Genomic DNA, 26,952 nt, shown 5'->3' with positions numbered 1-26,952 from the left:
CGAACAACTGTCGAATAATTTCCGAATCTCCATGACCGACCAAAACGATCTGTTTGCAACACCAGATGCACCAACCCCCGACGCTGAATCTTTAACCCTTGCCACTTTTGCTGAACGCGCTTATCTCGACTATGCCATTTCGGTAGTTAAGGGCCGTGCCCTGCCCGATGTCTCCGACGGCCAGAAGCCGGTGCAGCGCCGCATCCTGTATGCGATGAGCGAATTGGGCCTGAACGCCGCCGCCAAGCCGCGCAAGTCAGCGCTGGTGGTGGGCGATGTGCTGGGTAAATTGCACCCGCATGGCGACCAGTCGGTGTATGACGCATTGGTCCGGATGACGCAGGATTTCTCGTTGCGCTATCCGCTGGTCGATGGCCAAGGTAACTTCGGTTCGCGCGATGGCGACGGCGCCGCGGCGATGCGTTACACCGAAGCGCGTCTGACGCCGATTGCCCGCCTGCTGTTGGAAGAAATCGACATGGGCACGGTCGATTTCCAGCCAAACTATGATGGCTCTACCGAAGAACCGAAACTGCTGCCGGCGCGTCTGCCCTTCGTTCTGCTGAATGGTGCATCCGGTATTGCGGTCGGCCTGGCCACGGAAATTCCATCGCACAATTTGCAAGAAGTCGCCAAAGCGGCGGTCGCCTTGATCCGCAATCCGGCGCTGAGCCATGCGGAGCTGATGCAAATCATTCCGGGACCGGACTTCCCTGGCGGCGGCCAGATCATTACCTCGGCCACCGCGATTTCCGAGATGTACGAAAGCGGCCGCGGCAGTCTGAAAGTACGCGCCACCTGGAAAATCGAAGACCTGGCGCGCGGCCAGTGGCAAGCTGTCGTCACTGAATTGCCGCCGGGCGCCTCTTCGCAAAAGATCCTGGAAGAAATCGAAGAACTGACCAATCCGAAAATCAAGCTCGGCAAGAAAACCCTGACGCCAGATCAAATCGCGCTCAAGGCATCCATCTTGTCAGTGCTCGATACGGTACGCGATGAATCCGGGCGAGATGCCCCGGTCCGCCTGGTGTTCGAGCCGAAATCGAAAAACCTCGACCAGACGGAATTCACCAACATGCTGTTGGCCCACACCTCGCTGGAAAGCAGCGCCTCGATCAATCTGGTGATGATCGGCGGCGATGGCCGTCCGCGCCAGAAGGGCCTGGGGATGATCCTGCGCGAATGGATCAGCTTCCGCTTCGTCACGGTCACCCGTCGCTCGCAGTTCAAGCTGCAAAAAATCGAAGACCGCATCCATATCCTGGAAGGCCGCGAAGCAATCCTGCTGAATATCGACAAGGTAATCAAGCTGATCCGCGAATCGGATGAACCTAAGCCCGCGCTGATCGCAGCCTTCAATCTGTCTGACCGCCAGGCCGAAGATATTCTTGAAATCCGCTTGCGCCAGTTGGCGCGGCTGGAATCGATCAAGATCCAGCAAGAGTTGGCCGAGCTGCGCAATGAAAAAGCCACGCTGCAAGACCTGCTTGATAATCCGACCTCAATGAAGCGTCTGATCATCAAGGAAATCGAAACAGACCAGAAGCAATTCGGCGATGCCCGCCGCACCCTGATCGAAGCGGCCGAAAAGGCCGTGGTGGAAACCAAAATCATCGATGAGCCTGTTACCGTCATCATTTCGCAAAAAGGCTGGGTACGGGCACGCACCGGCCATGGCCATGACGCCAGCCAGTTCGGCTTCAAGGCCGGCGATACCTTGTACGGTGCGTTCGAGTGCCGCACTGTCGACAATCTGCTGGTATTCGGCTCCAACGGCCGCATCTATTCTGTGTCGGTAGCAACGCTGCCCAACGCCCGCGGCGACGGCGTCCCGATCACCACCCTGATCGACCTCGCCAACGGCAGCAGCATACTGCACTATTTCGCCGGACCGCTTGACGCTACCCTGTTGCTGGCCAGTTCCGGCGGCTATGGCTTCACCGCCAAGCTGGGTGACATGCTGAGCCGGGTCAAAGCGGGCAAAGCCTATGTCACGCTGGATGAAGGCGACCTCCCCTTGCCGCCACAGCCATTGGGCAGCACCGCCAGCGCAATTGCCTGCCTGTCGGAAAAAGGACGTCTGCTGGTATTCGGACTGGATGAATGCAAATCGCTCAGCAATGGTGGCCGCGGCGTCATCTTGATGGAACTGGAGACCAACGAGAAACTGCTGGCGGCGCAACCGATCAGCCAGCGCGGTGTTCTGGTGACCGGTGTTGGCCGCGGCGGCAAGGAGCAGCAAGTGACCCTGTCGGCGTCAGGCCTGGCGCTGCATATCGGCAAACGGGCGCGTAAAGGAAAAATGCTGGAATCGAAACTGAAGCCTGCGACGCTGACTGCAGTGAGTTGAAAATAAAAACCCGGCTTCAAGCCTAATGCCGTTCAGTTAAGGATTTTTCTTTGTTACCCGAACGGCATATTTCTTTGGCCTGCCCTTGACGGCCCGGTCGAACTGATGACCGGGCCGTTCTTCATTCAGGAGGTAACCAGCCTTTCTCGCAAATGCTTCATGGATGCCGGTAACTTGCCATAAATAAAAATGCCGTTCACTCTTAACTGAACGGCATTAGGCTTCAAGCCGGTTTTTTTATGCACAGACATACTGCAGCTAGACTATGCACAAACTCCGCAACTCGGCAGCAAAGCGTTCCACCGTCTCTTGCCGGGTGTCCCATGCACACATCAGACGGCAACCGCCGGCACCGATGAATTGATAGAATTTCCAGCCACGCGCCCGCATCGCCGCCGCGGCGTGATCCGGCAACTCGGCAAAAACAGCGTTCGCCTGCGGTTCGAACAATACCTTCACTCCAGCTATATCCGTCAAACGTTGATGCAGCAGCTTGGCCATAGCGTTGGCATGACGGGCATTGCGCAACCAGACATCGTTGTCGAGCAAACCCAGCCACGGCGCCGACATAAAGCGCATTTTGGAAGCAAGCTGACCTGCCTGTTTGACGCGGTAGGCAAAATCCTCGGCCAACTGTTTATCAAAAAACACCACGATCTCACCTACCGGCAAACCGTTCTTGGTACCGCCAAAGCACAAGACATCGACGCCGGCGCGCCAGGTTATTTCGGAGGGATGCACGTCCAATGCCGCTACCGCATTAGCGAAGCGTGCACCGTCCATGTGAACTTTTAACTGACGGCGCTTGGCAATCGCCGCAATCGCCCGCACTTCCTCCACTGTGTAGACAGTGCCGACTTCGGTCGATTGCGTGATGCTGACTACCTTTGGCCGCGGGTAATGGATATCGGAGCGCTTGGTCACCAGCGCTTCGATCGCATCCGGTGTCAACTTACCGTTTTCACCTTTGGCCGTCAGCAGTTTGGAGCCGTTGGAAAAAAATTCCGGGCCGCCGCATTCGTCGGTTTCGATATGCGCCAGCTCATGGCAAATCACTGAGTGATAAGACTGGCACAGCGATGCCAGCGCCAGCGAGTTGGCGGCAGTGCCGTTGAAGACGAAGAAGACGTCGCAATCGGTCTGGAACAAATCGCGCATGCGGTCGCATACGCGCTGAGTCCAGGCGTCGTCGCCATACGACGGCTCGTGGCCGCTGTCGTTGCTCTTGAGCAGATACTCAAGCGCTTCGGGGCAAATACCTGCCTGGTTATCGGAGGCGAAGTGTTGCAAAGACGGCGACACGAGGGCTTGCATAGTCGATAGAGATCTTAGAGTTTCGCGGCAATCAATTTACCCAGCTTTTCGATCCCTTCGCGGATCTTCGCCGGCGGCACGGTCACGAAGCTCAAGCGCAAGGTGTGCTGTTCCGGCGTATTGCCATAGAACGGTCCACCCGGCACGAATGCAACGTGCTGTTCGACCGCCTCGGCCAGCAACTTGGTACTGTCGATGTGCTTTGGCAAGGTCACCCAGATGAACATGCCGCCCTCTGGCTTGGTCCAGCTGACGCCGGCAGGGAAATAGGTTTGCAGCGCGTCCAGCATGGCGTCGCACTGGTCCGAATACAGCTTGCGGATGGTCGGAATATGCTCGCCGAGGAAACCGTCCTTGATGGTTTCGTACACGACCATTTGCGTCAGCTGCGAAGTGTGCAGATCGGTCGCTTGCTTGGCCTGCTCCATCTTTTCGATCAGCGCACGCGGCGCTACCACGTAACCGAGGCGTATTCCCGGCGTCAGTATCTTGGAGAATGAGCCCATGTAAATCACGCCGCCCGGATTCATGCTGAGCATCTTCGGCAACGGCTCGCCGCGATAGCTGAGGGCGCCATAAGGATCGTCCTCGATCAGCGGCAAACCGAGCTGGGCGCAAATATTCACCAGCGCCTGGCGGCGTTCTACCGTCAAAGTACGGCCGGTCGGATTCTGGAAATTCGGCAAAGCGTACAACATGCGCGCGCCCTGCCCAAGCGTCGCCACGGTTTCCGGGATCAGGCCACCGTCGTCGCTCGGCACAGAAACAAATTCCGGGCCATACAAAGAAAAGGCTTGCAAGGCGCCGAGGTAGCTTGGCGTTTCGACCAGCACTTTGCTACCTTCGTCGATCAATACCTTGCCCAGCAAATCCAGGCCTTGCTGCGATCCGGATGTCATCATGACCTGGTTCGGCATGATCTTGGCGCCGTCGGTCGACAACGAATTGGCCACCCATTCGCGCAGCGGGCCATAGCCGTCTGTCGGTCCGTATTGCAAGGCGATTTTGCCTTGCAAGGACAAGACCTTGTCGAATGCGACCTTCAGTTGCTCGACCGGGAATGTGGCTGGCGATGGCAGGCCACCGGCGAAGGAAATGATTTCCGGACGCATGGTGATCTTGAGGATTTCACGGATGGCCGAACTTTGCAGTTTCTGTGCGCGCTCCGAGAAACGCCATTGCAGCGGGGTTGGGTTTTCGATTTTCATACGATTCTCTTCAAGTGATCTTATATTCTGGAAGGCTGCCGCCATGGCGGCGCGCCTAGTGATTTTTTATGATCTGCCGTCTCCTGGGCTGGCAGCGTTTTAGCGCTACCAGAACTGCGAGGACTATTCGATTTCAGCAATCATTTCGATTTCTACGCAGGCGCCCAACGGCAGCTGTGCCACACCGAATGCGGAACGGGCATGTTTGCCCTGCTCGCCAAACACTTCGCCGATCAGTTCGGAGGCACCGTTAGTGACCAGGTGCTGCTCTGTAAAGTCCGGCGTTGAATTCACCAGGCTCATCAGCTTGACGACGCGTTTGACGCGCAACAGATCGCCGCCGCAAGCAGCTTGCAAGGTGGCGATCAGATCAACCGCAATGCCGCGTGCGGCTTGCTTGGCTTCTTCGGTAGTGATGTCCTTGCCCAGTTGCCCTACCCAGATCTTGCCGTCTTTCTTCGACAAATGACCGGACAGGTAAACCGTGTTGCCGCTTTGGGCATACATCACATACGCAGCCGCAGGCGCAGCAACGGCAGGCAGTGTGATATTCAGGGCTTGCAACTTTTCATATACAGACATCTGATACTCCGAAAAATGGAATCATTTGCCAACGCTTGTGACGCCAGCAGCAATGACAGGGTAAATGGGATAACACCGGGCTCAAGTCATGTTTCCAGGCCCGGGAAGCCAACAATTATCTCACCCTCAGGCCAAGTTGGCGACCTGCACGGCGTTATATTTTGCCATCCTATTTTTATCGGAATGTCAGGCTGGCTGACGGCGCACTGCCATTTTGCGACCGAATCCGACCACAATCAGCACCGCCAGCGCAAACAGCATGTTGCGCCCGTCCAGCGCCTCGCCCAGGAGCAGCGCTGCGCCCAGCAACGTCAGGAACGGCTGCAACAGTTGCACTTGGCCAACTCGGGCGATTCCGCCCAGCGCAAGCCCTTTGTACCAAAAGAAGAAACCGATGAACATCGAGAACAAGGAAACGTAGGCAAACCCCAGCCAGGCCTTGGGCGAAGCGCTGACGCCATAGCGCCAGCCCAGCCAGATTGTTATAGGCAGCAACAGCGGCAACGATAGCAGCAACGCCCAGGCGATCACTTGCTGGCCACCCATGGTTTGCGACAGGCGACCGCCTTCCGCATAACCCATCGCTGCAGCCCCCACCGCTGCCAGCAACGCCAGATCGGCAAGCTGCAATCCGCCGCCGTCCTGACTCAAGGCAAAAATGACAACAATGGCACTGCCGACGATAGCCGCAACCCAGAAACCCGTTGATGGCCGCTCGCCAAAACGCAGGGCGGCGAACATAGCAGTCGCCAGCGGCAAGATGCCGAGAACGATAGCGCCGTGTGCAGCGGGTACATAGCGCATTGCCACCGAAGAAAACACAGGAAAACCCACCACTACGCCAAGCGCAGTTATAGCCAGCGACTTCCATTGCGCAGTCGTGGGCCTGACAGCTTTCATTCTCCACAGCAGCAATATCGAACACAGTGCGGCGATTACCGCCCGGCCGAACGCGACAAATACCGGATTCAGTTCCGCCACAGCCATCCGCGTAAACGGCAGCGTCAAACTGAATATCGCAACGCCCGCCAGCCCCAGCCACATTCCCTTCGATTCGTCTGTCATGGCGCCTGCTCTCTGTGTTTTAGCCGAAAAGGATAGTGATCAAAGCCAGATCGAGACCGCTGAATAGATAGTCAACATCACCATTACCGCGCAAAAAATACGTTGCCACAAGACTTGTGCCAGATAGCGTCGCAATACCGAGCCGGCCGCGGCCCAGACACCGACGCATGGCAGGTTGATCACTGAGAAAATCAGGCAATACAAGCCAATTGACAACCAGATCGGCTGCAGCGGCGGCAGGAAGGCCGAGGCGCTGGTAATGGCCATGATCCAGGCTTTTGGATTTGCTGCCTGGAACACCGCTGCGCCAAAAAATGTCATTGGCTTGTGACCGCTTTCCACCTCGGATTTAAAAGACATATTACGCAGCTTCCATGCCAGATACAGCAAGTAAGCTGAGCCGAGGGTTTTGAGGATGACATGAATCGACGGCAACGCCAGCACAAGGCTGCCGATGCCGGCGGCGCATAGCACCAACATCACGCCAAAGCCGAAAGTGACGCCCAGCATGTGCGGAATCGTCCGATTGAAGCCGAACATGATGCCGGACGAGGTCAGCATGATGTTGTTCGGCCCCGGCGTAATCGACGATACGAAGGCGAATACGGCCAGCGGCAACAACGCTTCCAGCATCATGAGACGCTCGTGGCAGGATGAAAACCAGGTCCGCGCAACCGTGCCAGCACCGCACGCAGCAAGCTGGTGGCGCCGCGTTGCGACTGTCCGGTCAGCGTGATGCGGCTGTTGCCCGGATCGGCTTCCACCACTACCATGCGGCCCGGCAGCAAGGTCAGCGAACGGCCGGCATGCAGCCAGTGGTCTTCAGGCTGTCCTTCAAAAGTCACCCAGACGCGGCCGCTGACCACCTTCAGGATTACATGCTGCTCGGTCACGCCAGACAGCACACTGCCGCCCGACAAGGTATGGGATTGTTGCTTGAATAGCGTTTGCATAGTGGACTCGCTTCCGGATTTGCACCATTAAAGATTTAGGTCTATGCTAAGCCAATAAACCAATACAGTACCAATACAGTTGAACAAGTAATTTCTGACATTGTCCCGGCCGAATCACCAATACAGAAACCAGCACAGTGACCAACACAATCCCTCCCCGCAAGCTGAGCAGCGGCCAACTGCCGTCCGCGCCGCAACAACTATCGCGCGATAGCGACACTTCGCTGGTCGAACAGATCGTGCGCAGTATCGAAACCCGCATTAGCGACCGCTTGCTACGCACCGGCGCCCGCATGCCATCCATCCGCCAATTTGCTGATAGCCACAACGTCTCGCGTTTCACGGTGGTGGAAGCCTACGACCGGCTAGTGGCCAAGGGTTGCCTCGAATCGCGCCGCGGTTCAGGTTTCTATGTACGCGAGCGTTCGCCGTTGCTAGCCGAACGCGGCAACCACGCCTCCAGCGACAAGCAGCCGCAACTGATCGACGTGGTCTGGCTGGTGCGCAATATGCACCAGCAGGCGCCGAACACGACCATGCCCGGCTCCGGCATGTTCCCCAGCGAATGGCTGGACGGCGAACTGATCGCCAACGCCTTGCGCGGCATCAGCCGGCAAAATCCGACACAACTGCTTTCCTACGGCACGCCACAAGGTTTCTTGCCACTACGCAAGCAACTACAGTTGAAAATGGCTGAGCTGGAAATCGCGGCGACGCCGGAACAGTTCGTCACCACCACCGGCGTCACCCAGGCGCTCGATCTGGTGGCGCGCCACTTTACCCAGCCCGGCGATGTGATTCTTGTCGATGATCCGTCCTGGTTCCTGATGTTCGCCTCGTTCGCCGCGCTGGGCGCCAAGGTAGTCGGCGTGCCGCGCCTGGCCGACGGTCCGGATATGGCCAAGCTGGCAGAACTGGCGGCGCTGCACAAACCCAAACTGTATGTGTTGGTGTCAGTGCTGCACAATCCGACCTCGACCTCGCTGTCAGCCGCCAAGGCGTTCCAGATTCTCAAGCTGGCCGAAGAACACGATTTCATGATTGTCGAAGATGACATTTATTGCGACATGCATCCCGGTTCCGCAGTCCAACCGGCGACCCGCATCGCCTCGCTGGACCAGCTCAACCGCGTGATCTATATGGGCGGCTTTTCCAAGACGCTATCGCCCAATCTGCGCTCCGGCTTCATCGCTACCTCGCTCGAACTGGCGCAGCATTTCGCCGACCGTAAAATGCTGACCAACCTGACCAGCGCCGAAATCGGTGAGCGGGTGATTTACAAAATCCTGTCCGAGGGCCACTACCGCAAGCACCTCGACCGTCTGCGCAACAAGCTCGACGGCATGCGCAACCGTACTATCCGGCAAATGGAGAGGATAGGCATGACGGTCGATATCAGCACCCCGGCTGGCATCTTCGTCTGGGTCGATACCGGACGCGACACCAATGTGATGGCTGAAAAGGCCTTGGCCGAGGGTTACCTGCTGGCGCCGGGCGCGCTGTTCTCGCCCAGCCAGTTGCCATCATCACGGATGCGCGTCAACGTCGCGGCGATGTCTGATCCGGCGGTCTGGCGTTTTCTGGAACAGGAATGTGGCAAGTAAGACAAGTTTCGAGGGCGACTCACATACAGCTCTTGTAAAATCCGGTTTGCTCCCCATTTCTTGATCAATTCTCCGGCGTAAGCGGCAAGGCGGATGAGAGCATGTTCGATGTTTACATTTTGCCTATCCGCCGCCCTTATTTTTTTTACATCACTTTTTCTACGTTTATAAATAGAGGAAACAATGGCCGTATCCGAAAAGCAAACCCTTGGTTTTCAGGCAGAAGTAAAGCAACTGCTGCAATTGATGATCCACTCGCTGTACTCCAACAAGGAAATCTTCTTGCGCGAGTTGGTATCCAATGCATCCGATGCCGCCGACAAGCTGCGCTTCGAAGCGATCAACAACGGCGCCCTGTTCGAGAACGATCCTGAACTGAAGATCAAGGTCGCTTTCGACAAGGCCGCGCGCACCATCACGATTTCGGACAACGGCATCGGCATGAGCCGCGATGAAGCCATATCGCATCTCGGCACTATCGCCAAGTCCGGCACCAAGGAATTCTTCTCAAAACTGTCCGGCGACCAGCAAAAAGATGCGGCGCTAATCGGCCAGTTCGGCGTAGGCTTCTACTCCGCCTTCATCATCGCCGACAAGATCACGGTTGACACTCGCCGTGCCGGCGCCACCGCCACTGAAGGCGTGCGCTGGGAATCCACCGGCGCCGGCGACTTCAGCATCGAAGCCATCGACAAGGCTTCGCGCGGCACCGACATCACCCTGCACCTGCGCGAAGGTGAAGACGAGTACCTGTCGGCGTGGAAGCTAAAATCCATCATTCGCAAATATTCCGACCATATCTCGCTGCCGATCGTGATGCAGAAAGAAGAATGGGACGAAGAAAAGAAAGAAACCGTCGTCAAGGACGAATTCGAAACTGTGAACCAGGCCAGCGCACTGTGGGCCCGCAGCAAATCCGACATCAGCGAAGAGCAGTATGTCGAGTTCTACAAGCATGTCTCGCACGATTTCGAAGCGCCGTTGACCTACACCCACAACCGGGTTGAAGGCCGCAGCGAATACACCCAGTTGCTGTATGTGCCAAGCCGCGCTCCGTTCGACCTGTGGGACCGCAACAAGCGTGGCGGCATCAAGCTGTACGTCAAACGCGTCTTCATCATGGACGACGCCGAGCAACTGATGCCGGTCTACCTGCGCTTCGTCAAGGGCGTGATCGATTCCAGCGACCTGCCGCTGAACGTCTCCCGTGAAATCCTGCAAGAATCGCGTGATGTGCGCGTGATCCGCGAAGGCTCGACCAAGCGCGTACTGGGTTTGCTGGAAGAACTGGCGAACAGCGACGACCAGGCGCAAAAGGACAAATACGCCAGTTTCTGGAAAGAATTTGGTCAGGTGTTGAAAGAAGGTATCGGCGAAGATGCGACCAACAAGGAACGCATCGCCAAACTGTTGCGTTTTGCTTCGACCAGCAATGACGGCGATGCACAGACTGTATCTTTCGCCGATTACATCGGCCGCATGAAAGAAGGCCAGGACAAGATCTACTACGCCACCGGTGAAACCTTTGCCGCCGCCAAGAACAGCCCTCATCTCGAAATCTTCCGCAAAAAAGGCGTTGAAGTACTGTTGCTGACCGACCGCGTCGACGAATGGATGCTGTCCTTCCTGCAGGACTTCGAAGGCAAGGAACTGGCGTCGGTAGCCAAGGGCGGTCTCGATCTCGGTACGCTGGAAGACGAGGCAGAGAAGAAGCAGCATGAAGAAACCGAAACCCAGTTCAAGGACCTGGTCGAGAAAATGAAGAGTGCATTGGCCGATAAAGCCAAGGATGTGCGCGTCACCTTCCGCCTGACCGATTCGCCAGCCTGTCTGGTGGCCGATGAAAACGAACTGTCGGGTAACTTGCTGCGCATGCTCAAGGCTGCCGGCCAGGAAGCGCCGGACTCCAAGCCTATCCTGGAAATCAATCCGGATCACCCGCTGGTGCAGCGCCTGAAGTACGAAGAAACCAAGTTCGGCGACTGGTCGCACATCCTGTTTGATCAAGCCTTGCTGGCCGAAGGCGGCGCACTGGCTGATCCAGCAGGCTTCGTCAAGCGCTTGAATGAAATGCTGTTGGGAATGAGCAGCAAGTAAGACCGTGCGAATCGCCTCATACGGCGATCTCGACCATCCATAAAAAAGGGCTGGAAGACAATGTTGTCTTCCAGCCCTTTGGTTTTATAAGTCACTAGTTGATTTGTCGATTTATTGATTTACTCGAAGCAGGATGCTGCTTCCTTCATCTCAACGTGATAACTCATCCCCATCTGCATACTCCGCAATTGTCACGCTGCCTGGGTAACCGGATTACGCGTCGCCAAGTGCATCAGCATGTCATCCACCATTTCGACCAAGCTGTAGGCAGGCGCCCAGGCCCAGTCTTGCCGTGCGCTTGAGTCGTCAATCGAACGCGGCCAGGCATCGGCGATCCCCTGACGGAAATCAGGCTTGTATGTCGCCTCGAACGATGCGCAACGCTGCTTGATGATCGCCACCAGTTCACCAGGTGAAAAACTCCAGGCCGCCAGGTTGTAGGAGCCGGGGGTCTTGAGATTCTCTTTCGGTGCACTCATCAGCTCGATGGTCGCGCGCACGGCATCTGGCATGTACATCATCGGCAACGTGCTGTCAGCATCCAGGAAACTGGTGAAGTCGCTGCCGGCGGCAGCGGCAAACAACGCCTGGATTGCATAGTCGGTAGTGCCGCCGCCCGGTTCCGCGGAGTAGCTGATCAGGCCCGGATAACGCAGGCTACGGATATCCATGCCGTATTTCTCCGCGTACCAGGTGCACCAGTGTTCGCCCGCCAGTTTCGAGATGCCGTAGACGGTCTTGGGATCCATCGGACCGATCTGCGGCGCATTGTCGCGCGGCGTCGACGGTCCGAATGCGGCGATAGAACTAGGCCAGAACACCTTGGCCAACTTGGCCTGGCGCGCCACTTCCAGTACGTTCAACAGGCCTGTCATGTTGAGGTTCCAGGCCCACTCCGGATGTTCCTCGCCCTTTGCCGACAATGCCGCGGCCAAGTGATAAATTTCGCCGATGTCGTGCTGGCGGACTACCTCAGCCAGACGCTTGGCGTCAGTGACATCCAGCGTTTCATATGACAATTCCGGATGTTTCCCGGCAGGCTGGATATCGCTCGCCACAACCTGCTTGGCGCCATGCACTTTGACTAGCGCTGTCGCCAGTTCGGTGCCGATCTGTCCATTTGCACCGATTACCAATATTTTCTTCATCTTCGTCTCTTCTACTTTTCTCTTTAGTTCTTTACCAGACCGAGCTCTTCGCCGGCTTGCCGGAAAATGCCCACTGCGCGCTGCAATGTCGCCTCATCGTGGACGGCAGACATCTGCACCCGGATCCGTGCTTGCCCCTGCGGCACCACCGGATAGAAGAAACCAACCGCATACACGCCCAGTTCATACAGGCGGCGCGACAGTTTTTGCGCGACCACTGCGTCGTACACCATCAGCGGTACGATCGGATGGGTGCCTGGCTTAATCTCAAAACCGGCTTCGGTAATGGCTTTACGGAAGTAGACGGTGTTGCGCTCGAGGCGGTCGCGCAATTCAGTGGAGGCTTCCAGCAGATTGAGGGCTGCAATCGAGGCGCCGACAATCGCTGGCATCAAGGTATTCGAGAACAGATAGGGCCGAGAACGCTGACGCAGCAGGTCGATCACTTCGCGCCGGCCGGCAGTAAAGCCGCCGCTGGCGCCACCCAGGGCTTTGCCCAGCGTACCGGTAATCACATCGACCTTGCCGAAGATACCGCGCGCTTCATGCGTGCCGCGCCCTCTGGCACCCATGAACCCGGTTGCATGGCAATCGTCGACGCCGAGCAATGCGCCGTATTTGTCGCACAACTGGCGGATCACATCGAGCTGCGCCACGGTACCGTCCATCGAAAACACGCCATCGGTGAACACCATGGAAAAGCGTGCGTTATCAGCCTTGGCTTGCTTCAGGCAACGCTCCAGATCTTCCATGTCGTTATGCGCATAACGATAGCGTTTGGCCTTGCACAAGCGTACGCCGTCGATAATCGATGCGTGATTCAGCGCATCGCTAATGATCGCGTCCTGCTCCCCCAGCAAAGGTTCGAACAAACCGCCGTTGGCATCGAATGCTGCGGCATACAGGATGCAATCCTCGGTGCCAAGGAATGTCGCCAGGCGCTGCTCAAGTTCGCGGTGGATATCTTGCGTGCCGCAAATGAAACGCACCGAACTCATACCGAAACCATGAGAATCCAGCGCTTCGTGAGCAGCTTTGATCAGTGTCGGATGAGAAGACAGTCCGAGGTAGTTATTGGCGCACAAATTGATCAATTCACCACTTTCGGTGTTGATCTTGCCACCCTGAGGACCCAGGATCAAGCGCTCGGACTTCAGCAAGCCGGCAGCTTCAATCGCCGTCAGCTCCTCGCGCAAATGGGTATAGAACTGCGGCGAACCGCTATGTGTGCTGCTGTCTTGCGTGACTGTCATTGCGAGCCTCGATCTTATATAATATATTGTTCTAATTCGATATATCGAACACAAATTCCACGATAATGCACAACAACAAGACTGTCAACCAGATGCGTAGCAATTCAGCGAAAAAAAGCGGCAGGACAAACCATGGTTGAGAAAATTTTGGAAGACACCCCGCCAAAGGTCGGCGATACCCTCGTGAAGTTGCGCCAGGCTGACGGCTTGTCGCTGGACGCGCTATCGAAACGCGCCGGTGTATCGAAGTCGATGCTGTCGCAAATCGAGCGTAACCAGGCCAATCCGACGGTGGCCGTGGTGTGGCGGCTGGCCAATGCGCTTGGCGTACCTATTTCCTTGCTGGTAGACGGCAACCAGGTGGTCCCGGCATCGATTGAAACCGTGGCTAGCCATGCCACGCCTTCCCTACGCTCACGGGACGGCCATTGCGAGTTGCGCATCCTTGGTCCGATTGAACTCGCGGGCCAGTTTGAATGGTATGAATTGTCGTTGCAGCCAGGCGGCTGCCTCGATTCGGAAGCGCACGAGCCGGCTTCGCGTGAGCATCTGACTGTCTTGTCCGGTATATTGGAAGTCCAGAGTGGAACCAATTTGACGAAAATCAAGGTTGGTGAAACCGCAAGATATGCGGCTGACCGCCCTCACTACATCAAGAATGTCGGAAAAAGTACCGCCACGGCCTTGCTGGTAGTGATCCATAACGGACCATGAATCCAACCTAATCAACAATGTTAGCGCGCAGTCAACAAAAAGGCCGGAACGGCGATCGCGATCACCGTTCCGGCCCTTGGCCTATATAGACGGTAACCTGGGCTACCGTCCGCTTCAGCAATTAAAACAGCAAATTAATGCGTGACGCGGGTAACGCCGCCAGAAGACAGCAGACGCACGCGGTCGCCGACATTGAACTGTTCGTCAGCATCCTGGGTAATTGCGCGCAGTTCACCATTGCTCAGGCGCACGGTAATTTCCAGGCCCGGACGCTGGTTCAGGTTGTTTTCCACTTGATTTCCCGCGATGCCGCCCAATACCGCGCCGACCACGCCGGCCGCCAACGAGCCATTACCCTTGCCAATGAGGGAGCCGGCGGCAACCGCGCCGAGCGCACCGCCAGCTAGGGTGCCGGCGCCATTGTCGCCGCGATTCTTGTCAATGGTGACCGGACGCACCGAGTCCACCACCGCCATGCGCACCGACTGCTCGCCCTGCGCCTGACGGCTGCTATAGACGTTTGCCGAGTTCGGGGTTACTGCACAACCGCTCAACGCCACCAATGCGGCTACTACCATCAGATTCTTCATTCTTGATAACTCCATCGTAAATTGCTTTTACATAAAAATTGCCGCCCATAACCTACTCGATTAGCGCACCAGCAGAGGGGTTGCCGAGTCAGTTATATTGCAGCACAGATACTTTTTGCAACAGTGAAACTTGTTTGGATTATTTACCAATAATGCGCATTTTATCAATTTTTAAAAAAAGACCACTATTTCGTTAAAAAATCAGCTTACAAGCTTGGTTTTATCATTCGCAATAAAGCTGCCTCAGCGCCCGCCCGCAACATCGACAAATGTACCTGTCGAATACGACGCTTCATCCGACAACAGCCACAAGACGGCTCGCGCCACCTCCTCGGCGCTGCCGCCGCGCCGCATCGGCACGGTATCTTTCACCCGGTCGACGCGGCCGGGCTCGCCGCCGCTGGCATGTATCTCAGTGTATATGACACCTGGCCGGACTGCGTTGACGCGAATCCCTTGATCGGCGACCTCTTTAGCCAAGCCGACCGTCATTGCATCGATGGCGCCTTTGGAAGCGGCGTAGTCGACATATTCACCCGGACCGCCAAGCTTGGCCGCCATCGACGACAAGTTGACGATAGCGCCGCCCTGGCCACCGAAGCGGGTGGACATGCGCCGTACCGCCTCACGCGCGCACAGGAAACTGCCAATGACATTTGTGGTCAAGACGCGCTGCAAACGCGCTGCATCCATGTCTTCCACACGCATCTGGCGCTCCAGGATACCGGCGTTGTTGACCAGGGCCGTCACCCTGCCCAATTGACTGTCGACAGTCTGAAACAGCGTCATCACATCGGCTTCGGAAGCGACATCGCCAGCCACCGCCAGCGCTTCGCCGCCAGTACCGCGTATCGCGGCCACCACCGACTCGGCGGCACTGCGGTTATGCACATAGTTGACGCACACGGCATAGCCGCGCGCAGCGGCAAGATGAGCGGTAGCGGCGCCGATGCCGCGACTGCCGCCAGTAATGATCATGACTGGTTTCGACATAGGTTTGCTCCTCTTTTATGCGTTTTGAGAAAAGCGGCGCGCACCATATGACGGTTATCGCCAGCCTTCCCATCTCGCGGATTATAATCAGACTTCGAGCAACAGCGTGCTGACCGGCGCCAACCGCCAGCGTTGTGCTCTCCCGGCAAATATCTCATCACGTTTTATCAGAACAATGAATCGCAAGCGCAGCTTCCCGCCGGTCATCGATCAACAAGTCCGCACACTCATCCTCGGCAGCCTGCCGGGCGCAAAGTCCTTGGCGCATAGCGAGTATTACGCACATCCGCAAAACAGGTTCTGGAAACTGCTGGCGGAAGTCATCAGCATCGATTTACCGGGGCTGCCTTATGCGCAGCGCTTGCAAACGTTGCTGGAGCACGGCATCGGCTTGTGGGATGTGGTGGCCGAAGCGCACCGCGATGGCAGCCTGGACAGCAATATCCGCGACCATGTGCAGAACGATCTGCCGAGCCTGGTCGCCACGCTTCCGCAACTGCGGACCATCGCCTTCAATGGCGGCACTGCCGCCAGACTAGGTTTAAAGGAACTGGGAGAACAGGCCGGACGCTATCGTATCGTTCTGCTGCCTTCCAGCAGCCCTGCCTATACCAAACCTTACGCGGAAAAGCGGGCGGCCTGGATCACGCTGCAAGAGCGCTGATCCAGATGAAGCACGCATCGTCAATATGCGGCTAGCACATTACAAAGTACGCACACTTTCCCCACAATTCGACAAACCTTGAATCGCGCCGGCTCTCTAGAATTGGCGACTCTGATCTCTCAAGGAATGACCATGTCACCACTGTCCAAGCAATTTTTACGCACGGTTTTCGCCGTGGCTTTGCTCACAACGCTGTCCGCCTGCGTTTCCCTTGGCCTCAGTCTTTAATCAAGAGGATCGCGGAAAACACATGAAAAGACTGCCTTCGCCTTTCTCGCCATATCGTCTGGCCTCGCTGAGCCTGCCCCTGCTGCTGGCGCTCGGTGGCTGCGCGACCTCCGAACGCATCGACGGCCCGGACGGCCGCGACGCCTTCCTGGTCGAATGCACCGATGCAGAACAATCCTGGCGCGCCTGCTACAAGAAAGCCGCAGAGCTTTGCGGCCGCAACGGCTATTTCGTCTACGACCAGGATCGCAGTCCCGGCCGCGATGCGCGCAAAAAATCAATGTTCATCGGCTGCAGGGACCGGCAACGTCCGGGCTGGGGAAACCGGGATTGAGCAGACAGCATTTGGTTACCGGTGTTTGGTCTCGGGCTTAGCTATCTGGTTTAGTAACATTTAGGCCAAATTTGCAGCCGTAGCGCGGTATCATTGCCCTACATTATTATCTGCCTACTTTTTGCCCGAATAATTACCTGATGCTGATCAAACGCAAATCCATAGAAGCCGACGCCAACCGTATGGACGGCCCGCGCAAAACCGGCGCAGCCAAGCGTGCCGACGTTGCAAAAAAAGACACACAAAAACCTCCGCGCAAACCGAAATTCGCCCCTGTCACCCTGTCCGAACAGGATGGGGTGCGTTATCTGCACTTCGGTACGGAATGGGTGCAAGGCGCCATGCGACTGCGCAAGCCGGACTGGCCCGAACTGGAATACGCCCAGCAAATGATGGCGTGGATGCTGTTCAATCCGGAGCCGCAACACATTGTGCAACTGGGCCTGGGCACGGCAGCACTGACCAAATTCAGCTATCGCCAGTTTCCCGCCGCACGGGTGACGGCAATTGAACTGAATCCTTCTGTGCTGGCGATTTGCGCCTCCATGTTCAAGTTGCCGCCCGACGACGAACGGCTGTCCGTGTTCGAAATGGACGCCATGGATTTCGTGCTGGATCCGGTGAATCACGGCAGCATTGACGCCTTGCAGGTTGACTTGTACGACGCCACTGCGCGCGGCCCGGTGCTGGACACGCCCGAGTTTTACAGCGCCTGCGCGGCTTGCCTGACAGACGACGGCATCATGACTGTCAACCTGTTCGGCGACCACCCCAGTTACGCCAAGAACCTGAAAGCCATGATGTTTGCCTTCGACGAAGTCTGGTGCCTGCCAGAAGTCCACGAAGGCAATGTCATCGCCATCGCATTCAAGAACGCGCCGCAAGTCGATTTCAGCGCCTGGTACGAACGTGCGGCAGAAATCACCGCTGCCACCAAGCTGCCGGCCAAATCGTGGGTCAATGGCCTCAAGGCCTGGCATTCGCCACAGTAAGCGACTACGCTAAACATCATACTGGCCTAACCAATCCCTATGTCTATAGCAATGAACAATGCACCGCCCAAAGTACTTGACCTGCAGCAGATTTTTACCTGGCTGTTGAACGACGGCACGGTCGACAGGAACGAGGTAAAAGCTTTTTATACCCAGGCCCAAGGGATTTTCCGCAACGCTCCGGTCGCGATTCATCCGCTCAGCGCCGTTGCCCAATGCAAGCGGAATTCGATGCTTCCCCCGCACCGGGCCATTACGCTGGAATGGCTGACCGAATGGCTGGCGCGCCAGGTTCACATGCCGTTCTACCGGATCGATCCGCTCAAGATCGATTTCGCCAAGGTAGCCGACGTCATGTCCGCCAGCTATGCGACGCGCTTCAATATCCTGCCGGTCGAACTGAGCGCCACCGATCTGGTGATCGCCACCGCCGAACCGTTCCGCGTCGAATGGCAGGCGGAAATCGCCAAGATCACACGCCGCAATATCCGCCTGGTGATTGCCAATCCGCTCGACATCACGCAATACATCACACAGTTTTTCACCCTCGCAAAATCGATCAAGAGCGCGCATAAATCAGGCGGCCAGGAACTGGCGCTGCGGAATAATTTCGAGCAGCTGGTCGAACTCGGCAAAACCAACAAACAGGTCGACGCCAACGACCAGCACATCGTCAACATCGTCGACTGGCTCTGGCAGTACGCGTTTGAGCAACGCGCTTCGGATATCCATATGGAACCCAAGCGTGATTTCAGCGCGATCCGCTTCCGCATCGACGGCGTTTTGCATCAGGTGTACCAGGTGCCGGCGGTAGTCATGATCGCCATGACCGCGCGCATCAAGCTGTTGGGACGGATGGATGTCATTGAAAAGCGTCGGCCGCAAGATGGCCGCATCAAGACCCGCACCGCCGGCGGCCAGGAAATCGAGTTGCGCCTGTCGACTTTGCCTACCGCTTTCGGCGAAAAACTGGTGATGCGGATTTTCGATCCGGAAGTCGTGGTCAAAACCTTGCCTGAGCTTGGCTTCCCGACCGACGACGCCTTGCGCTGGGATGCCCTGACCAAACGCCCGCACGGCATCATCCTGGTGACAGGGCCAACCGGCTCCGGCAAGACCACCACGCTGTACACCACGCTCAAGGCGCTGGCCACTTCCGAAGTCAATGTCTGCTCGGTGGAAGATCCGATCGAAATGGTGGAAGCATCGTTCAACCAGATGCAAGTCAGCCACGGCATCGACCTGACGTTTGCCGATGGCGTGCGGGCTTTGATGCGGCAGGATCCGGACATCATCATGGTGGGCGAAATCCGCGATCTGGAAACCGCCGAAATGGCGATCCAGGCCGCCCTTACCGGCCATCTGGTGCTATCCACGCTGCACACCAACGACGCGCCGTCGGCCGTGATGCGACTGCTGGAACTGGGCGTACCCTACTATCTGCTGGAAACCACATTGATCGGCATCATGGCGCAACGCCTGGTGCGCACCCTGTGCAGTTTTTGCAAAAGCCCCGACGGCCAGGTCGCCGACGATGTCTGGGCGACGCTGGTTGAAACCTGGAACCTGCCCAAGCCGGCCACGGTGTACCACCCGGTCGGCTGTCCCGAGTGCCGCCAGACCGGCTACCGTGGACGCACCGGCTTGTACGAACTGCTGACCATCACTCAGCCGTTCTCCAAAATGATCCAGGCCGAAACCGATATCCATGCACTGAAAAAGCAAAGTATCGCCGACGGCATGAAACCTTTGCGACTTGCTGGTGCATTGAAAGTCCTGGAAGGCGTCACCACCGTCGAGGAAGTATTGAAAGTGACTTCGGCGTTGACCTGAACCACCGTTTTTCCTGGATCGCAAACTCCTTAAAAGGGCTACCTGCCATAGCGGCGGGTAGCCCTTTTGTGCATCTTGCGGCCAGCGCCGCGCCGACTCCGGATTGCTGCGCCGCGGCAGACAAACCCATTGCGTTACTGGCTTAAAAAATGCTTTACAAGAGGCTGGCGATTGATTTCCAATAGACAATTATTTAACCTTTGCGTAAGCTAAGGCACGCCAAATCCGAGGCTCTTTCTGCAGGAGACAGATTTACTGGAAAGCAGCATCGGCGGTGGCTCAGGGAGATGGTTGCTTTGTCATAAAGGGAGTTGTTGTCAAATAATAATTTGCATTAATTTGCAAAAGAAAACAGGCGGGAAAAATCCGCTCCGACCACACGCAGTCAAAATCCGGATAAAAAAATAATGAAAATTACAAATTTTAATTTTGTAACGGTAGCACTTGTATTCGGTCTCATCACTTCAGCATTCGCACAGGAAGATCCAACCACGTTCTTGAACCGGGCCAACGCAAAAATCGCCAAGGCCATGGCTTTCAAAAACAACTGGGACGGTCCCACCACAGGGCCCAAGATCGCGGCACAGAAAAAACTCATCGTCGTCATCGCCTCGAATCTCAAAAACAATAGTGTCTTGCGGGTTTCCAAGGGGGTACAGGAAGCGGCCGCGGTCGCCGGCTGGGATGTCTTCACTATCGATTGCTGGGGAGTGGACAGCAAACACGCGGAGGCCTTCAGCCGCGCCCTCGCACTGAAACCCAATGGCATCGTGCTGGCTGGTATCGATGCCAACGAACAGCCCAAGGAAATGAACGCGGCCAACGCACAAAATGTCCCGGTAGTGGGCTGGCATGCATCAACCAGGATTGGGCCAAGCGACGGTCTGTTTTCCAATGTCACGGCAGATCCCAAGGAAGAAGCGCTGATCGCCGCCCTGCTTGGCGTGGTCGACTCGAACGGCAAGGCGGGCGTCGTCGTCCTCACCGATCCGGCCAGCCTGTATTCGCAGGCAAAATCAAATGAAGTGGCGGCGGTCATTAAGCAATGCCGGACCTGCAGCCTGCTCAGCGTGGAAGCCTTGCCGATTACCACCTCCGCCGACAAGATGCCAGCGCTACTGACATCGCTGCAGCAACGTTTCGGAAAGAAATGGACCTACATCATCGGCGTCAACGACAGTTATCTTGACCTGCTGGCTGCGCCGGCATCGACGGCTATCCTTGCCAACAACAAGATCCAGACGCTGTCGGCCGGCGAAGGTTCTGAATCTGCCTATCAGCGCATCCGCAACAAGCGCCAGCAGATCGCCACGGTGCCGGAACCGTTCGGCCAGCAAGGCTGGCAGATCGTCGACGAACTGAATCGCGCGTTTTCGGGCGAAAAGGCCAGCGCCTACACAACGCCCGCCTATCTGGTTACCGAACAGAACATCGCTTTTCATGGCGGCGACAAAAACACCTTTGAACCGAACAACGGCTATCGCGCCGAGTATAAAAAAATCTGGGGCAGATAAGGTCCCGGCGACGCAGTAGCTGGATTGCGGATCGGACCGACGCGGTCTGATCCGGGCTGCGCCATAAACGCACGATCGGGGTAGAATCATCCGGTGGCAGCCCATACAACGACGGTCCAAGGAGCAGGCAAATGCAATCCAGACGAATCCTTATCGCCCAAGGCGGCGGCCCCACTGCAGTAATCAATCAATCGCTGGTGGGCGTGGTGCTGGCTGCGCGCGGCGTGCGCGATGTTGACCTGGTCTACGGCGCGCGCAATGGCGTGCGCGGCATCGTCAATGAAGATTTTCTCGACCTGGCGCAGGAAACCAGCCACAACCTGGAACTGGTGGCGAACACGCCGTCTTCCGCGCTAGGATCGACGCGCGACAAACCCGATCTCAAGTATTGCCAGGAAATCATCCAGGTATTGCAGTCGCACCAGATCAATCATTTTTTCTATATCGGCGGCAATGACTCCTCCGATACGCTGCGCATCCTTAGCCTGGAAGCAGAGAAGCTAGCCTTCCCGCTACGCTGCATTCATATCCCCAAGACCATCGATAACGATCTGGTTGGCAACGACCATACGCCGGGATTTCCATCGGCGGCACGCTTCGTGGCGCAGGCCTTTGCTGGCGCCAACCTGGACAATGCGTCCCTGCCCGGCGTCTATGTCGGCGTGGTGATGGGGCGCCATGCCGGCTTCCTGACAGCCGCATCGGCCCTGGCCAGAAAATTTTCGGACGATGGACCACACTTGATCTACCTTCCGGAGCGCAGCTTTGTGCTGGAAAAATTCCTGGCCGATGTGAAAGAAGTCTATCAACGCCTGGGGCGCTGCGTGATTGCCGTTTCCGAAGGCATACACGACGAATCCGGAACGCCGATCGCCAGTCTGCTCGCCGAAACCATCGAGCGCGACGACCACGGCAACGTGCAGTTGTCCGGCAATGGCGCGCTGGCGGATCTGTTATGCGAGGAAATCAAGTCGAAGCTGCACATCAAGCGCGTGCGCGGCGATACCTTCGGTTACCTGCAACGCTCGTTTGCCGGATGCGTATCTGATGTGGACCAGCGTGAAGCACGCGAAGTCGGCGAGAAGGCGTTGCAGTTCGCCGTGCAAAAAGCACACAACGGCACGGTCGCCATCAAGCGCAGCGGATCATATTCAGTCAACTACGAATTGATGGCGCTAGACGTGGTGGCGGGAAAAACCCGTGTCATGGAAGATGAATTGATTGCCGCCAGCGGCACCGACGTCACCGAAGCCTTTCACCAGTACCTGCGGCCGCTGCTAGGATCGGGAATGCCGGACAGCTTCCGCTTACGAGCCGAAGCGGTGGCCAAGCTGCGCAATAAGGCAGGCTGAGTCGGCAACAACAAGTTCAGACGCAGAGACAAGCCCGCCTGCGGGCTTGTCTGCAATTTACGGCGGAGAAAAAGCACTGCTCTCCATGCCGCTATCGTATTTTCCCGCACATGCCAGACTATTCAATTCACAACGCCGCAGTAATATCTTTTGCGCTTCCGCCACGTTCTGCTCCACGCCTTGCCATCTCTCCAGCACCGGCGCCTGTAGCGCCCTGCCATAGGAAAAACTGACCTGCCATGGAAACGGGCCAAGCTGATTCATTGCATTGAGATGGTGAGTGGCATCCTCTGCACTTTGCCCGCCCGAGAGAAAGACGATGCCTGGCATCGCTGGGGGTACATGCCGTGTCAGGCACCGCATCGTGGCTTCCGCAACCTGGCGCACATCAGCCTGCTGCGGAGACTTCATACCTGCAATGACCATGTTCGGTTTCAACAACATGCCCTCCAACGCAACGCCGTGGGCTGCCAGTTCATCAAACACCGTTTGCAATACCTGTAAGCTTACCGTCTCACAACGCGCCAGATCGTGCGCGCCATCCATCAAAACTTCCGGCTCGACGATCGGAACGATGCCGGCTTCCTGGCACAAGGCAGCATAACGCGCCAGGGCATGGGCGTTAGCACGGATACCGTAGCTACTGGGAATATCAGCGGCGTCAATCTCGATGACGCCGCGCCATTTCGCAAACTTCGCCCCCAATTGCTTATATTCCTGCAAACGCTCGCGCAATCCGTCCAGTCCTTCGGTGACTTTCTCGCCCGGATGCAAAGCCAGCGGCTTGGCGCCGCCGTCAACCTTGATGCCGGGAATAATATTGCGGCGCATTAGCAATTCTGCAAAAGGAACACCGTCGGCAGTGCTTTGCCGCAGCGTTTCATCGTAGAGAATAACTCCGCCGAGATAGCGCTCGACCCCTTCGGCGGTAAACAATATTTCACGATAGCGGCGGCGATTTTCTTCGCTGCATTCCAGCTTGATTGCGTCAAAGCGCTTCTTGATCGTCGGTCCGCTTTCATCTGCGGCAAGAATCCCTTTTTGGCCCGTCACGATAGCCCGCGCGACTGATGTTAGTTCGTCGATATTCATTTCCTGATACTCCCGGTGATGACTGCGAACGACGAGAAGTTACGTTGAATATGCTGCCACGAATGCATTGTCGTGGCAACCAACCTAAAATTTTCCAATGGATTTCAAACAAGACAGCGGCTTATGTTCGCTATCGCACTGACGAAGTGCATTGGTGAGACTACTTTGGAAATCTGAGGGTAATTCTTTCCCTATAACCTGGATATGTTGACAAAGAGGTCCGCTAATGAAAACAACGCAAAAACTCGCAGTCAGCGCGATTACCTTGATCATGGCGCTCGGCTTGAGCGCATGCAACGGCATGTCCAGACGCGGTCAGGATACTGCAATTGGCGCTGGTGTTGGCGCAATCGGCGGCGCCGTGCTGACCGGTGGCAGTGCGCTGGGTACGGTCGGCGGCGCAGCGGTCGGCGGCATCATTGGCAACGCGGCCGGCAGACGCTAAATTGCCGGCAGCCGGCAAGATTTGACGCACTTACCTCGCCTACGGCCAGATATCTGGCCGCCAGCTTGCCATTCTGCGCAAGCGATAGCATTCACCTAACAATGCCGGGCATCCTGGAGGATGTTTTACACCAGTGAATTTGCATGCGAAATAGCAACATTTCGTGTTAAATTTCCTATATGCAATTCATGGCAATCAAACATCCCAATAAATAGGAAAGCACATGCACGGCGTCATTTCAAGCAAGCTCCCGCAGACACGCGTCTTCGTGCTGGCTACGGCAATATTTGCCGGTTTTATGGGAAGCGGGATCGGCCTCGCCTCGGCTACGCCATCAACCCCGGATGCGGTCACTGCCGACGGCGGACGATATTACGGTCCGTTGGTCGACAACAAACGTCAAGGCAAGGGAAGAGTGGAATGGGCAAACGGCGATATCTATGAGGGCAATTTCGACAAGGGATTATTTTCCGGAAAAGGAAAATATACATCCGGCGCCAATTTCCTTTATGAAGGTGAATACAAGGCTGGCAGCAGGACCGGCCAGGGAAGATCTGTCGACGCTACGGGATCGGTCTATGTCGGCCATTTCCTTAATGGCGAATTCGACGGACAAGGAAAACTCACCTCGCAGGACGGTTCTGTGTATGAGGGTTCTTTCGCAAAAGGCCTGTTCAACGGAACCGGGAAATGGACAAGCAAGGACCAGGAATACACCGGTGAATTCAAGAACGGACAGTTCTCCGGAAAAGGAAAGTTAAAGTCCGGTAACGGACGCATATACACTGGTACATTCGCCAATGGCCATTTTCAGGGCCAGGGACGATACGACATATCGGCCAAGGAATATTACGCAGGAGAATTCGACAACGACGATTTCACCGGACACGGTATTCACCAGGCACAAGATGGCTCGCGCCATGTCGGCACTTTCAAGAAATGGATTGCCGACGGCCCCGGCAGGAAGACTGATCGCGCCGGCAATATCTACGAAGGCGTGTTTGATGATGGCGACCTGAACCGGCCGGGGCGCTACATCGGCAAAGACGGCAGCCGTTATGAGGGCGAATTCGATGGCGGAAAATTCGACGGCATGGGTATTTACCGGAATGCCGAGGGCGATGAATACAAAGGAGGCTTCTCCTATAACCTGTTTGATGGCGGCGGTATCGTGACCTACGCTGCCCCGCAAAAAGACGGCCGCAGCAAAGACATTGGCATCTGGCGCTATGGCAAACTGGACAACCCGGTCGCGGCAAAACTGGCAAAAATCAATATTGAAACTGCGCTATATGGTCAGCGGGCGATGCTCGACAAGACCCTGGCGGCCATTGCACCGCACCAGCCCGGAAAAATCAATCTCTATCTGCTGGCCGTCGCAGGCGATGGTTCGCAGGAGGTGTTTCGCCGGGAAACCGAGTTTGTCCACAAGCAGTTCGACCGTGATTTCGGCACGCAGGGACGATCGATGGTGCTGGTGAATAGCCGCAACACTGTGGCTGAGCAGCCGATGGCGACGGTCACTAGCATCCGAGAGAGTCTGAATGCCATCGCCGCCAAAATGGACAAGGAAAACGACATCCTGTTCCTCTACCTGACCAGCCATGGTTCGCAAAATCACGAACTGTCGCTGGCGCAGAATGGCATGAGCTTGCGTAACCTCGAAGCCAAGGAATTGGGGAAATTATTAGTCGAATCGGGAATTCGCTGGAAGGTCGTCGTTGTCTCCGCCTGCTACGCCGGCGGTTTCATTGATCCGCTCAAAGACGATCACACCATGGTGATTGCCGCCGCGCGCAGCGACCGCACCTCTTTCGGTTGCGCCGACGACAATGACTTCACGTATTTCGGCGAAGCGTTTTTCCAGAAATCACTGCCGGGAAGCGCGTCTTTCGAAGAAGCTTTCAACAAAGCCAAGACATTGGTTGCGACTTGGGAAAATGACGATATCAAAGCAGCCGGCAAAGGCGGCGAAGTGCTCCATTCAGAACCGCAGATACATCACACCTCCCAGATTGACCAATACCTGAAAAAATGGCGGGCGCAGATAACAACTGTTGCACCCGCTGGCAAGCTGGCGCCGACTCTATAAGCCTCATCCGACAATTGGCCCAGCGCTCGATCAGCAAGATTTATTGCTGATCGTAGGCTTGCTGCAAAACCTTGACGTCGATCTTGACCATTTTCATCATGGCTTGCATGACTCTCTGCGCCCGTTGCTTGTCTTTGTCTTGCAACATCTCTCCCAGCGCGGTGGGAATGATTTGCCAGCTGAGACCGAATTTATCCCTGATCCAGCCGCATCTCTGCGGCTCGCCTCCCTCAGAAAACTTGTCCCACAGCGCATCCACCTCGGTTTGATCCGCACAATTGACGAAGAACGAAACGGCAGGCGTGAAGCTAAATTGCGGACCGCCGTTGAGGGCGATGAAGTCCTGGCCATGCAGCTGGAAGGTGGCGGACATGACGCTACCCTTCGGTCCCGGCCCGGCTTCCCCATAGCGCTGGACATCGCCGATTTTGGCGTCCTTGAAAATCGAAACATAGAAATTCATGGCTTCTTCGGCTCTGCCGTCGAACCACAGGAATGGACGGATTTTTTGCATTTTGCCTGCTCCTCTAAGTAG

Annotated in this window: 24 protein-coding genes; 12 read left to right on the top strand and 12 right to left on the bottom strand. The window is 56.5% G+C overall.

Going from position 1 to position 26,952, the window contains the following annotated elements:
- The first annotated feature begins 31 nt into the window (after window positions 1–31).
- Window positions 32–2,350 carry a DNA topoisomerase IV subunit A gene (gene parC, locus LT85_RS10210; RefSeq protein ID WP_038488177.1) on the top strand — a complete coding sequence of 773 codons (2,319 nt, stop codon included), beginning with the start codon at window positions 32–34 and terminating at the stop codon, window positions 2,348–2,350.
- A 258-nt stretch (window positions 2,351–2,608) separates the two neighbouring features.
- On the opposite strand, the gene LT85_RS10205 is transcribed toward parC, so the two are convergent.
- The 6 genes from LT85_RS10205 to LT85_RS25365 all read right to left on the bottom strand — a co-directional run bounded on the left by LT85_RS10205 (window position 2,609) and on the right by LT85_RS25365 (window position 7,472).
- On the bottom strand, window positions 2,609–3,640 hold the full coding sequence (locus LT85_RS10205; RefSeq protein ID WP_038495780.1) for a threonine aldolase family protein: 1,032 nt from the start codon (window positions 3,638–3,640) through the stop codon (window positions 2,609–2,611).
- Between the two features lie 38 nt (window positions 3,641–3,678).
- On the bottom strand, window positions 3,679–4,872 hold the full coding sequence (locus tag LT85_RS10200; protein ID WP_038488175.1) for a PLP-dependent aminotransferase family protein: 1,194 nt from the start codon (window positions 4,870–4,872) through the stop codon (window positions 3,679–3,681).
- Between the two features lie 123 nt (window positions 4,873–4,995).
- Complete coding sequence (locus LT85_RS10195) at window positions 4,996–5,454, bottom strand: RidA family protein (RefSeq protein WP_038488171.1); 459 nt, start codon at window positions 5,452–5,454, stop codon at window positions 4,996–4,998.
- Window positions 5,455–5,640: 186 nt separating this feature from the next.
- Window positions 5,641–6,519, bottom strand: coding sequence for a DMT family transporter (locus LT85_RS10190; RefSeq protein WP_038488168.1), 879 nt, complete (start codon window positions 6,517–6,519; stop codon window positions 5,641–5,643).
- 39 nt (window positions 6,520–6,558) lie between these two features.
- The gene (locus LT85_RS10185) at window positions 6,559–7,152 is read right to left on the bottom strand and encodes a LysE family translocator (RefSeq protein WP_038495777.1); all 594 of its coding nucleotides are present in this window, start codon (window positions 7,150–7,152) and stop codon (window positions 6,559–6,561) included.
- Window positions 7,152–7,472 (bottom strand): DUF2917 domain-containing protein, encoded by a 321-nt coding sequence (locus LT85_RS25365; protein ID WP_052135032.1) that lies wholly within the window; start codon window positions 7,470–7,472, stop codon window positions 7,152–7,154. Before LT85_RS25365 ends, LT85_RS10185 begins: the two co-directional genes overlap by 1 nt.
- Window positions 7,473–7,609: 137 nt before the next feature.
- On the opposite strand from LT85_RS25365, the gene LT85_RS10175 reads away from it, so the two are divergent.
- Together LT85_RS10175 and htpG are read left to right on the top strand one after the other, a co-directional pair.
- Window positions 7,610–9,076 carry a PLP-dependent aminotransferase family protein gene (locus LT85_RS10175; protein WP_038488165.1) on the top strand — a complete coding sequence of 489 codons (1,467 nt, stop codon included), beginning with the start codon at window positions 7,610–7,612 and terminating at the stop codon, window positions 9,074–9,076.
- A 183-nt stretch (window positions 9,077–9,259) separates the two neighbouring features.
- Window positions 9,260–11,173, top strand: coding sequence for a molecular chaperone HtpG (gene htpG, locus LT85_RS10170; protein ID WP_038488155.1), 1,914 nt, complete (start codon window positions 9,260–9,262; stop codon window positions 11,171–11,173).
- 191 nt (window positions 11,174–11,364) lie between these two features.
- Here the strand turns inward: htpG and LT85_RS10165 are convergent, their stop codons facing one another.
- Both LT85_RS10165 and kbl read right to left on the bottom strand, forming a co-directional pair.
- A complete protein-coding gene (locus tag LT85_RS10165; protein WP_038488152.1) occupies window positions 11,365–12,321 on the bottom strand; it encodes an NAD-dependent epimerase/dehydratase family protein in 957 nt (318 codons plus the stop codon).
- Window positions 12,322–12,344: 23 nt separating this feature from the next.
- Window positions 12,345–13,574 carry a glycine C-acetyltransferase gene (gene kbl, locus LT85_RS10160; protein WP_038488149.1) on the bottom strand — a complete coding sequence of 410 codons (1,230 nt, stop codon included), beginning with the start codon at window positions 13,572–13,574 and terminating at the stop codon, window positions 12,345–12,347.
- A 132-nt stretch (window positions 13,575–13,706) separates the two neighbouring features.
- Between kbl and LT85_RS10155 the strand changes: the two genes are divergently transcribed.
- Window positions 13,707–14,288, top strand: coding sequence for a helix-turn-helix domain-containing protein (locus LT85_RS10155; protein WP_038488146.1), 582 nt, complete (start codon window positions 13,707–13,709; stop codon window positions 14,286–14,288).
- Window positions 14,289–14,422: 134 nt separating this feature from the next.
- Here LT85_RS10155 and LT85_RS10150 read toward each other — a convergent pair whose 3' ends face one another.
- Window positions 14,423–14,878: a glycine zipper 2TM domain-containing protein gene (locus tag LT85_RS10150; protein WP_038488143.1), complete on the bottom strand. Its 456-nt coding sequence runs from the start codon at window positions 14,876–14,878 to the stop codon at window positions 14,423–14,425.
- 243 nt (window positions 14,879–15,121) lie between these two features.
- A complete protein-coding gene (locus LT85_RS10145; RefSeq protein WP_038488140.1) occupies window positions 15,122–15,871 on the bottom strand; it encodes an SDR family oxidoreductase in 750 nt (249 codons plus the stop codon).
- 175 nt (window positions 15,872–16,046) lie between these two features.
- Between LT85_RS10145 and LT85_RS10140 the strand changes: the two genes are divergently transcribed.
- The 6 genes from LT85_RS10140 to LT85_RS10115 all read left to right on the top strand — a co-directional run bounded on the left by LT85_RS10140 (window position 16,047) and on the right by LT85_RS10115 (window position 22,788).
- Window positions 16,047–16,535, top strand: a complete 489-nt coding sequence (locus LT85_RS10140; RefSeq protein ID WP_038488137.1) for a DNA-deoxyinosine glycosylase — start codon at window positions 16,047–16,049, stop codon at window positions 16,533–16,535.
- Window positions 16,536–16,785: 250 nt separating this feature from the next.
- Window positions 16,786–17,097: a hypothetical protein gene (locus LT85_RS10135; RefSeq protein WP_052135029.1), complete on the top strand. Its 312-nt coding sequence runs from the start codon at window positions 16,786–16,788 to the stop codon at window positions 17,095–17,097.
- Window positions 17,098–17,237: 140 nt separating this feature from the next.
- Window positions 17,238–18,089 (top strand): spermidine synthase, encoded by an 852-nt coding sequence (locus tag LT85_RS10130; protein WP_038488134.1) that lies wholly within the window; start codon window positions 17,238–17,240, stop codon window positions 18,087–18,089.
- A gap of 39 nt (window positions 18,090–18,128) precedes the next feature.
- A complete protein-coding gene (locus LT85_RS10125; protein WP_038488132.1) occupies window positions 18,129–19,922 on the top strand; it encodes a GspE/PulE family protein in 1,794 nt (597 codons plus the stop codon).
- 407 nt (window positions 19,923–20,329) lie between these two features.
- Window positions 20,330–21,436 carry a substrate-binding domain-containing protein gene (locus LT85_RS10120; RefSeq protein ID WP_038488129.1) on the top strand — a complete coding sequence of 369 codons (1,107 nt, stop codon included), beginning with the start codon at window positions 20,330–20,332 and terminating at the stop codon, window positions 21,434–21,436.
- A 131-nt stretch (window positions 21,437–21,567) separates the two neighbouring features.
- Entirely contained in the window at window positions 21,568–22,788 is a 1,221-nt protein-coding gene (locus LT85_RS10115; protein ID WP_038488126.1) for a 6-phosphofructokinase, read from the top strand.
- A gap of 57 nt (window positions 22,789–22,845) precedes the next feature.
- Here the strand turns inward: LT85_RS10115 and LT85_RS10110 are convergent, their stop codons facing one another.
- Window positions 22,846–23,880, bottom strand: coding sequence for a class I fructose-bisphosphate aldolase (locus tag LT85_RS10110; RefSeq protein WP_038488123.1), 1,035 nt, complete (start codon window positions 23,878–23,880; stop codon window positions 22,846–22,848).
- A 226-nt stretch (window positions 23,881–24,106) separates the two neighbouring features.
- Between LT85_RS10110 and LT85_RS10105 the strand changes: the two genes are divergently transcribed.
- Both LT85_RS10105 and LT85_RS10100 read left to right on the top strand, forming a co-directional pair.
- On the top strand, window positions 24,107–24,325 hold the full coding sequence (locus tag LT85_RS10105; protein WP_038488120.1) for a hypothetical protein: 219 nt from the start codon (window positions 24,107–24,109) through the stop codon (window positions 24,323–24,325).
- Between the two features lie 223 nt (window positions 24,326–24,548).
- Window positions 24,549–26,417, top strand: coding sequence for a C13 family peptidase (locus LT85_RS10100; protein ID WP_052135028.1), 1,869 nt, complete (start codon window positions 24,549–24,551; stop codon window positions 26,415–26,417).
- 40 nt (window positions 26,418–26,457) lie between these two features.
- On the opposite strand, the gene LT85_RS10095 is transcribed toward LT85_RS10100, so the two are convergent.
- Window positions 26,458–26,931: a VOC family protein gene (locus LT85_RS10095; protein ID WP_038488117.1), complete on the bottom strand. Its 474-nt coding sequence runs from the start codon at window positions 26,929–26,931 to the stop codon at window positions 26,458–26,460.
- Window positions 26,932–26,952 lie beyond the last annotated feature (21 nt).

This window comes from Collimonas arenae (genome assembly GCF_000786695.1).
GTDB classification, from domain to species: Bacteria; Pseudomonadota; Gammaproteobacteria; order Burkholderiales; family Burkholderiaceae_D; genus Collimonas; species Collimonas arenae_A.
This window is presented reverse-complemented; position numbering and strand designations above follow the sequence as displayed.

Bases quoted from the DNA above. Each gene is read 5' to 3' on its own strand.
- parC (WP_038488177.1), top strand. From the start codon at position 32: ATGACCGACCAAAACGATCTGTTTGCAACACCAGATGCACCAACCCCC.
- LT85_RS10200 (WP_038488175.1), bottom strand. From the start codon at position 4,872: ATGAAAATCGAAAACCCAACCCCGCTGCAATGGCGTTTCTCGGAGCGC.
- LT85_RS10195 (WP_038488171.1), bottom strand. From the start codon at position 5,454: ATGTCTGTATATGAAAAGTTGCAAGCCCTGAATATCACACTGCCTGCC.
- LT85_RS10190 (WP_038488168.1), bottom strand. From the start codon at position 6,519: ATGACAGACGAATCGAAGGGAATGTGGCTGGGGCTGGCGGGCGTTGCG.
- LT85_RS10185 (WP_038495777.1), bottom strand. From the start codon at position 7,152: ATGCTGGAAGCGTTGTTGCCGCTGGCCGTATTCGCCTTCGTATCGTCG.
- LT85_RS25365 (WP_052135032.1), bottom strand. From the start codon at position 7,472: ATGCAAACGCTATTCAAGCAACAATCCCATACCTTGTCGGGCGGCAGT.
- htpG (WP_038488155.1), top strand. From the start codon at position 9,260: ATGGCCGTATCCGAAAAGCAAACCCTTGGTTTTCAGGCAGAAGTAAAG.
- LT85_RS10165 (WP_038488152.1), bottom strand. From the start codon at position 12,321: ATGAAGAAAATATTGGTAATCGGTGCAAATGGACAGATCGGCACCGAA.
- kbl (WP_038488149.1), bottom strand. From the start codon at position 13,574: ATGACAGTCACGCAAGACAGCAGCACACATAGCGGTTCGCCGCAGTTC.
- LT85_RS10155 (WP_038488146.1), top strand. From the start codon at position 13,707: ATGGTTGAGAAAATTTTGGAAGACACCCCGCCAAAGGTCGGCGATACC.
- LT85_RS10150 (WP_038488143.1), bottom strand. From the start codon at position 14,878: ATGAAGAATCTGATGGTAGTAGCCGCATTGGTGGCGTTGAGCGGTTGT.
- LT85_RS10145 (WP_038488140.1), bottom strand. From the start codon at position 15,871: ATGTCGAAACCAGTCATGATCATTACTGGCGGCAGTCGCGGCATCGGC.
- LT85_RS10140 (WP_038488137.1), top strand. From the start codon at position 16,047: ATGAATCGCAAGCGCAGCTTCCCGCCGGTCATCGATCAACAAGTCCGC.
- LT85_RS10135 (WP_052135029.1), top strand. From the start codon at position 16,786: ATGAAAAGACTGCCTTCGCCTTTCTCGCCATATCGTCTGGCCTCGCTG.
- LT85_RS10130 (WP_038488134.1), top strand. From the start codon at position 17,238: ATGCTGATCAAACGCAAATCCATAGAAGCCGACGCCAACCGTATGGAC.
- LT85_RS10125 (WP_038488132.1), top strand. From the start codon at position 18,129: ATGTCTATAGCAATGAACAATGCACCGCCCAAAGTACTTGACCTGCAG.
- LT85_RS10120 (WP_038488129.1), top strand. From the start codon at position 20,330: ATGAAAATTACAAATTTTAATTTTGTAACGGTAGCACTTGTATTCGGT.
- LT85_RS10115 (WP_038488126.1), top strand. From the start codon at position 21,568: ATGCAATCCAGACGAATCCTTATCGCCCAAGGCGGCGGCCCCACTGCA.
- LT85_RS10110 (WP_038488123.1), bottom strand. From the start codon at position 23,880: ATGAATATCGACGAACTAACATCAGTCGCGCGGGCTATCGTGACGGGC.
- LT85_RS10105 (WP_038488120.1), top strand. From the start codon at position 24,107: ATGAAAACAACGCAAAAACTCGCAGTCAGCGCGATTACCTTGATCATG.
- LT85_RS10100 (WP_052135028.1), top strand. From the start codon at position 24,549: ATGCACGGCGTCATTTCAAGCAAGCTCCCGCAGACACGCGTCTTCGTG.
- LT85_RS10095 (WP_038488117.1), bottom strand. From the start codon at position 26,931: ATGCAAAAAATCCGTCCATTCCTGTGGTTCGACGGCAGAGCCGAAGAA.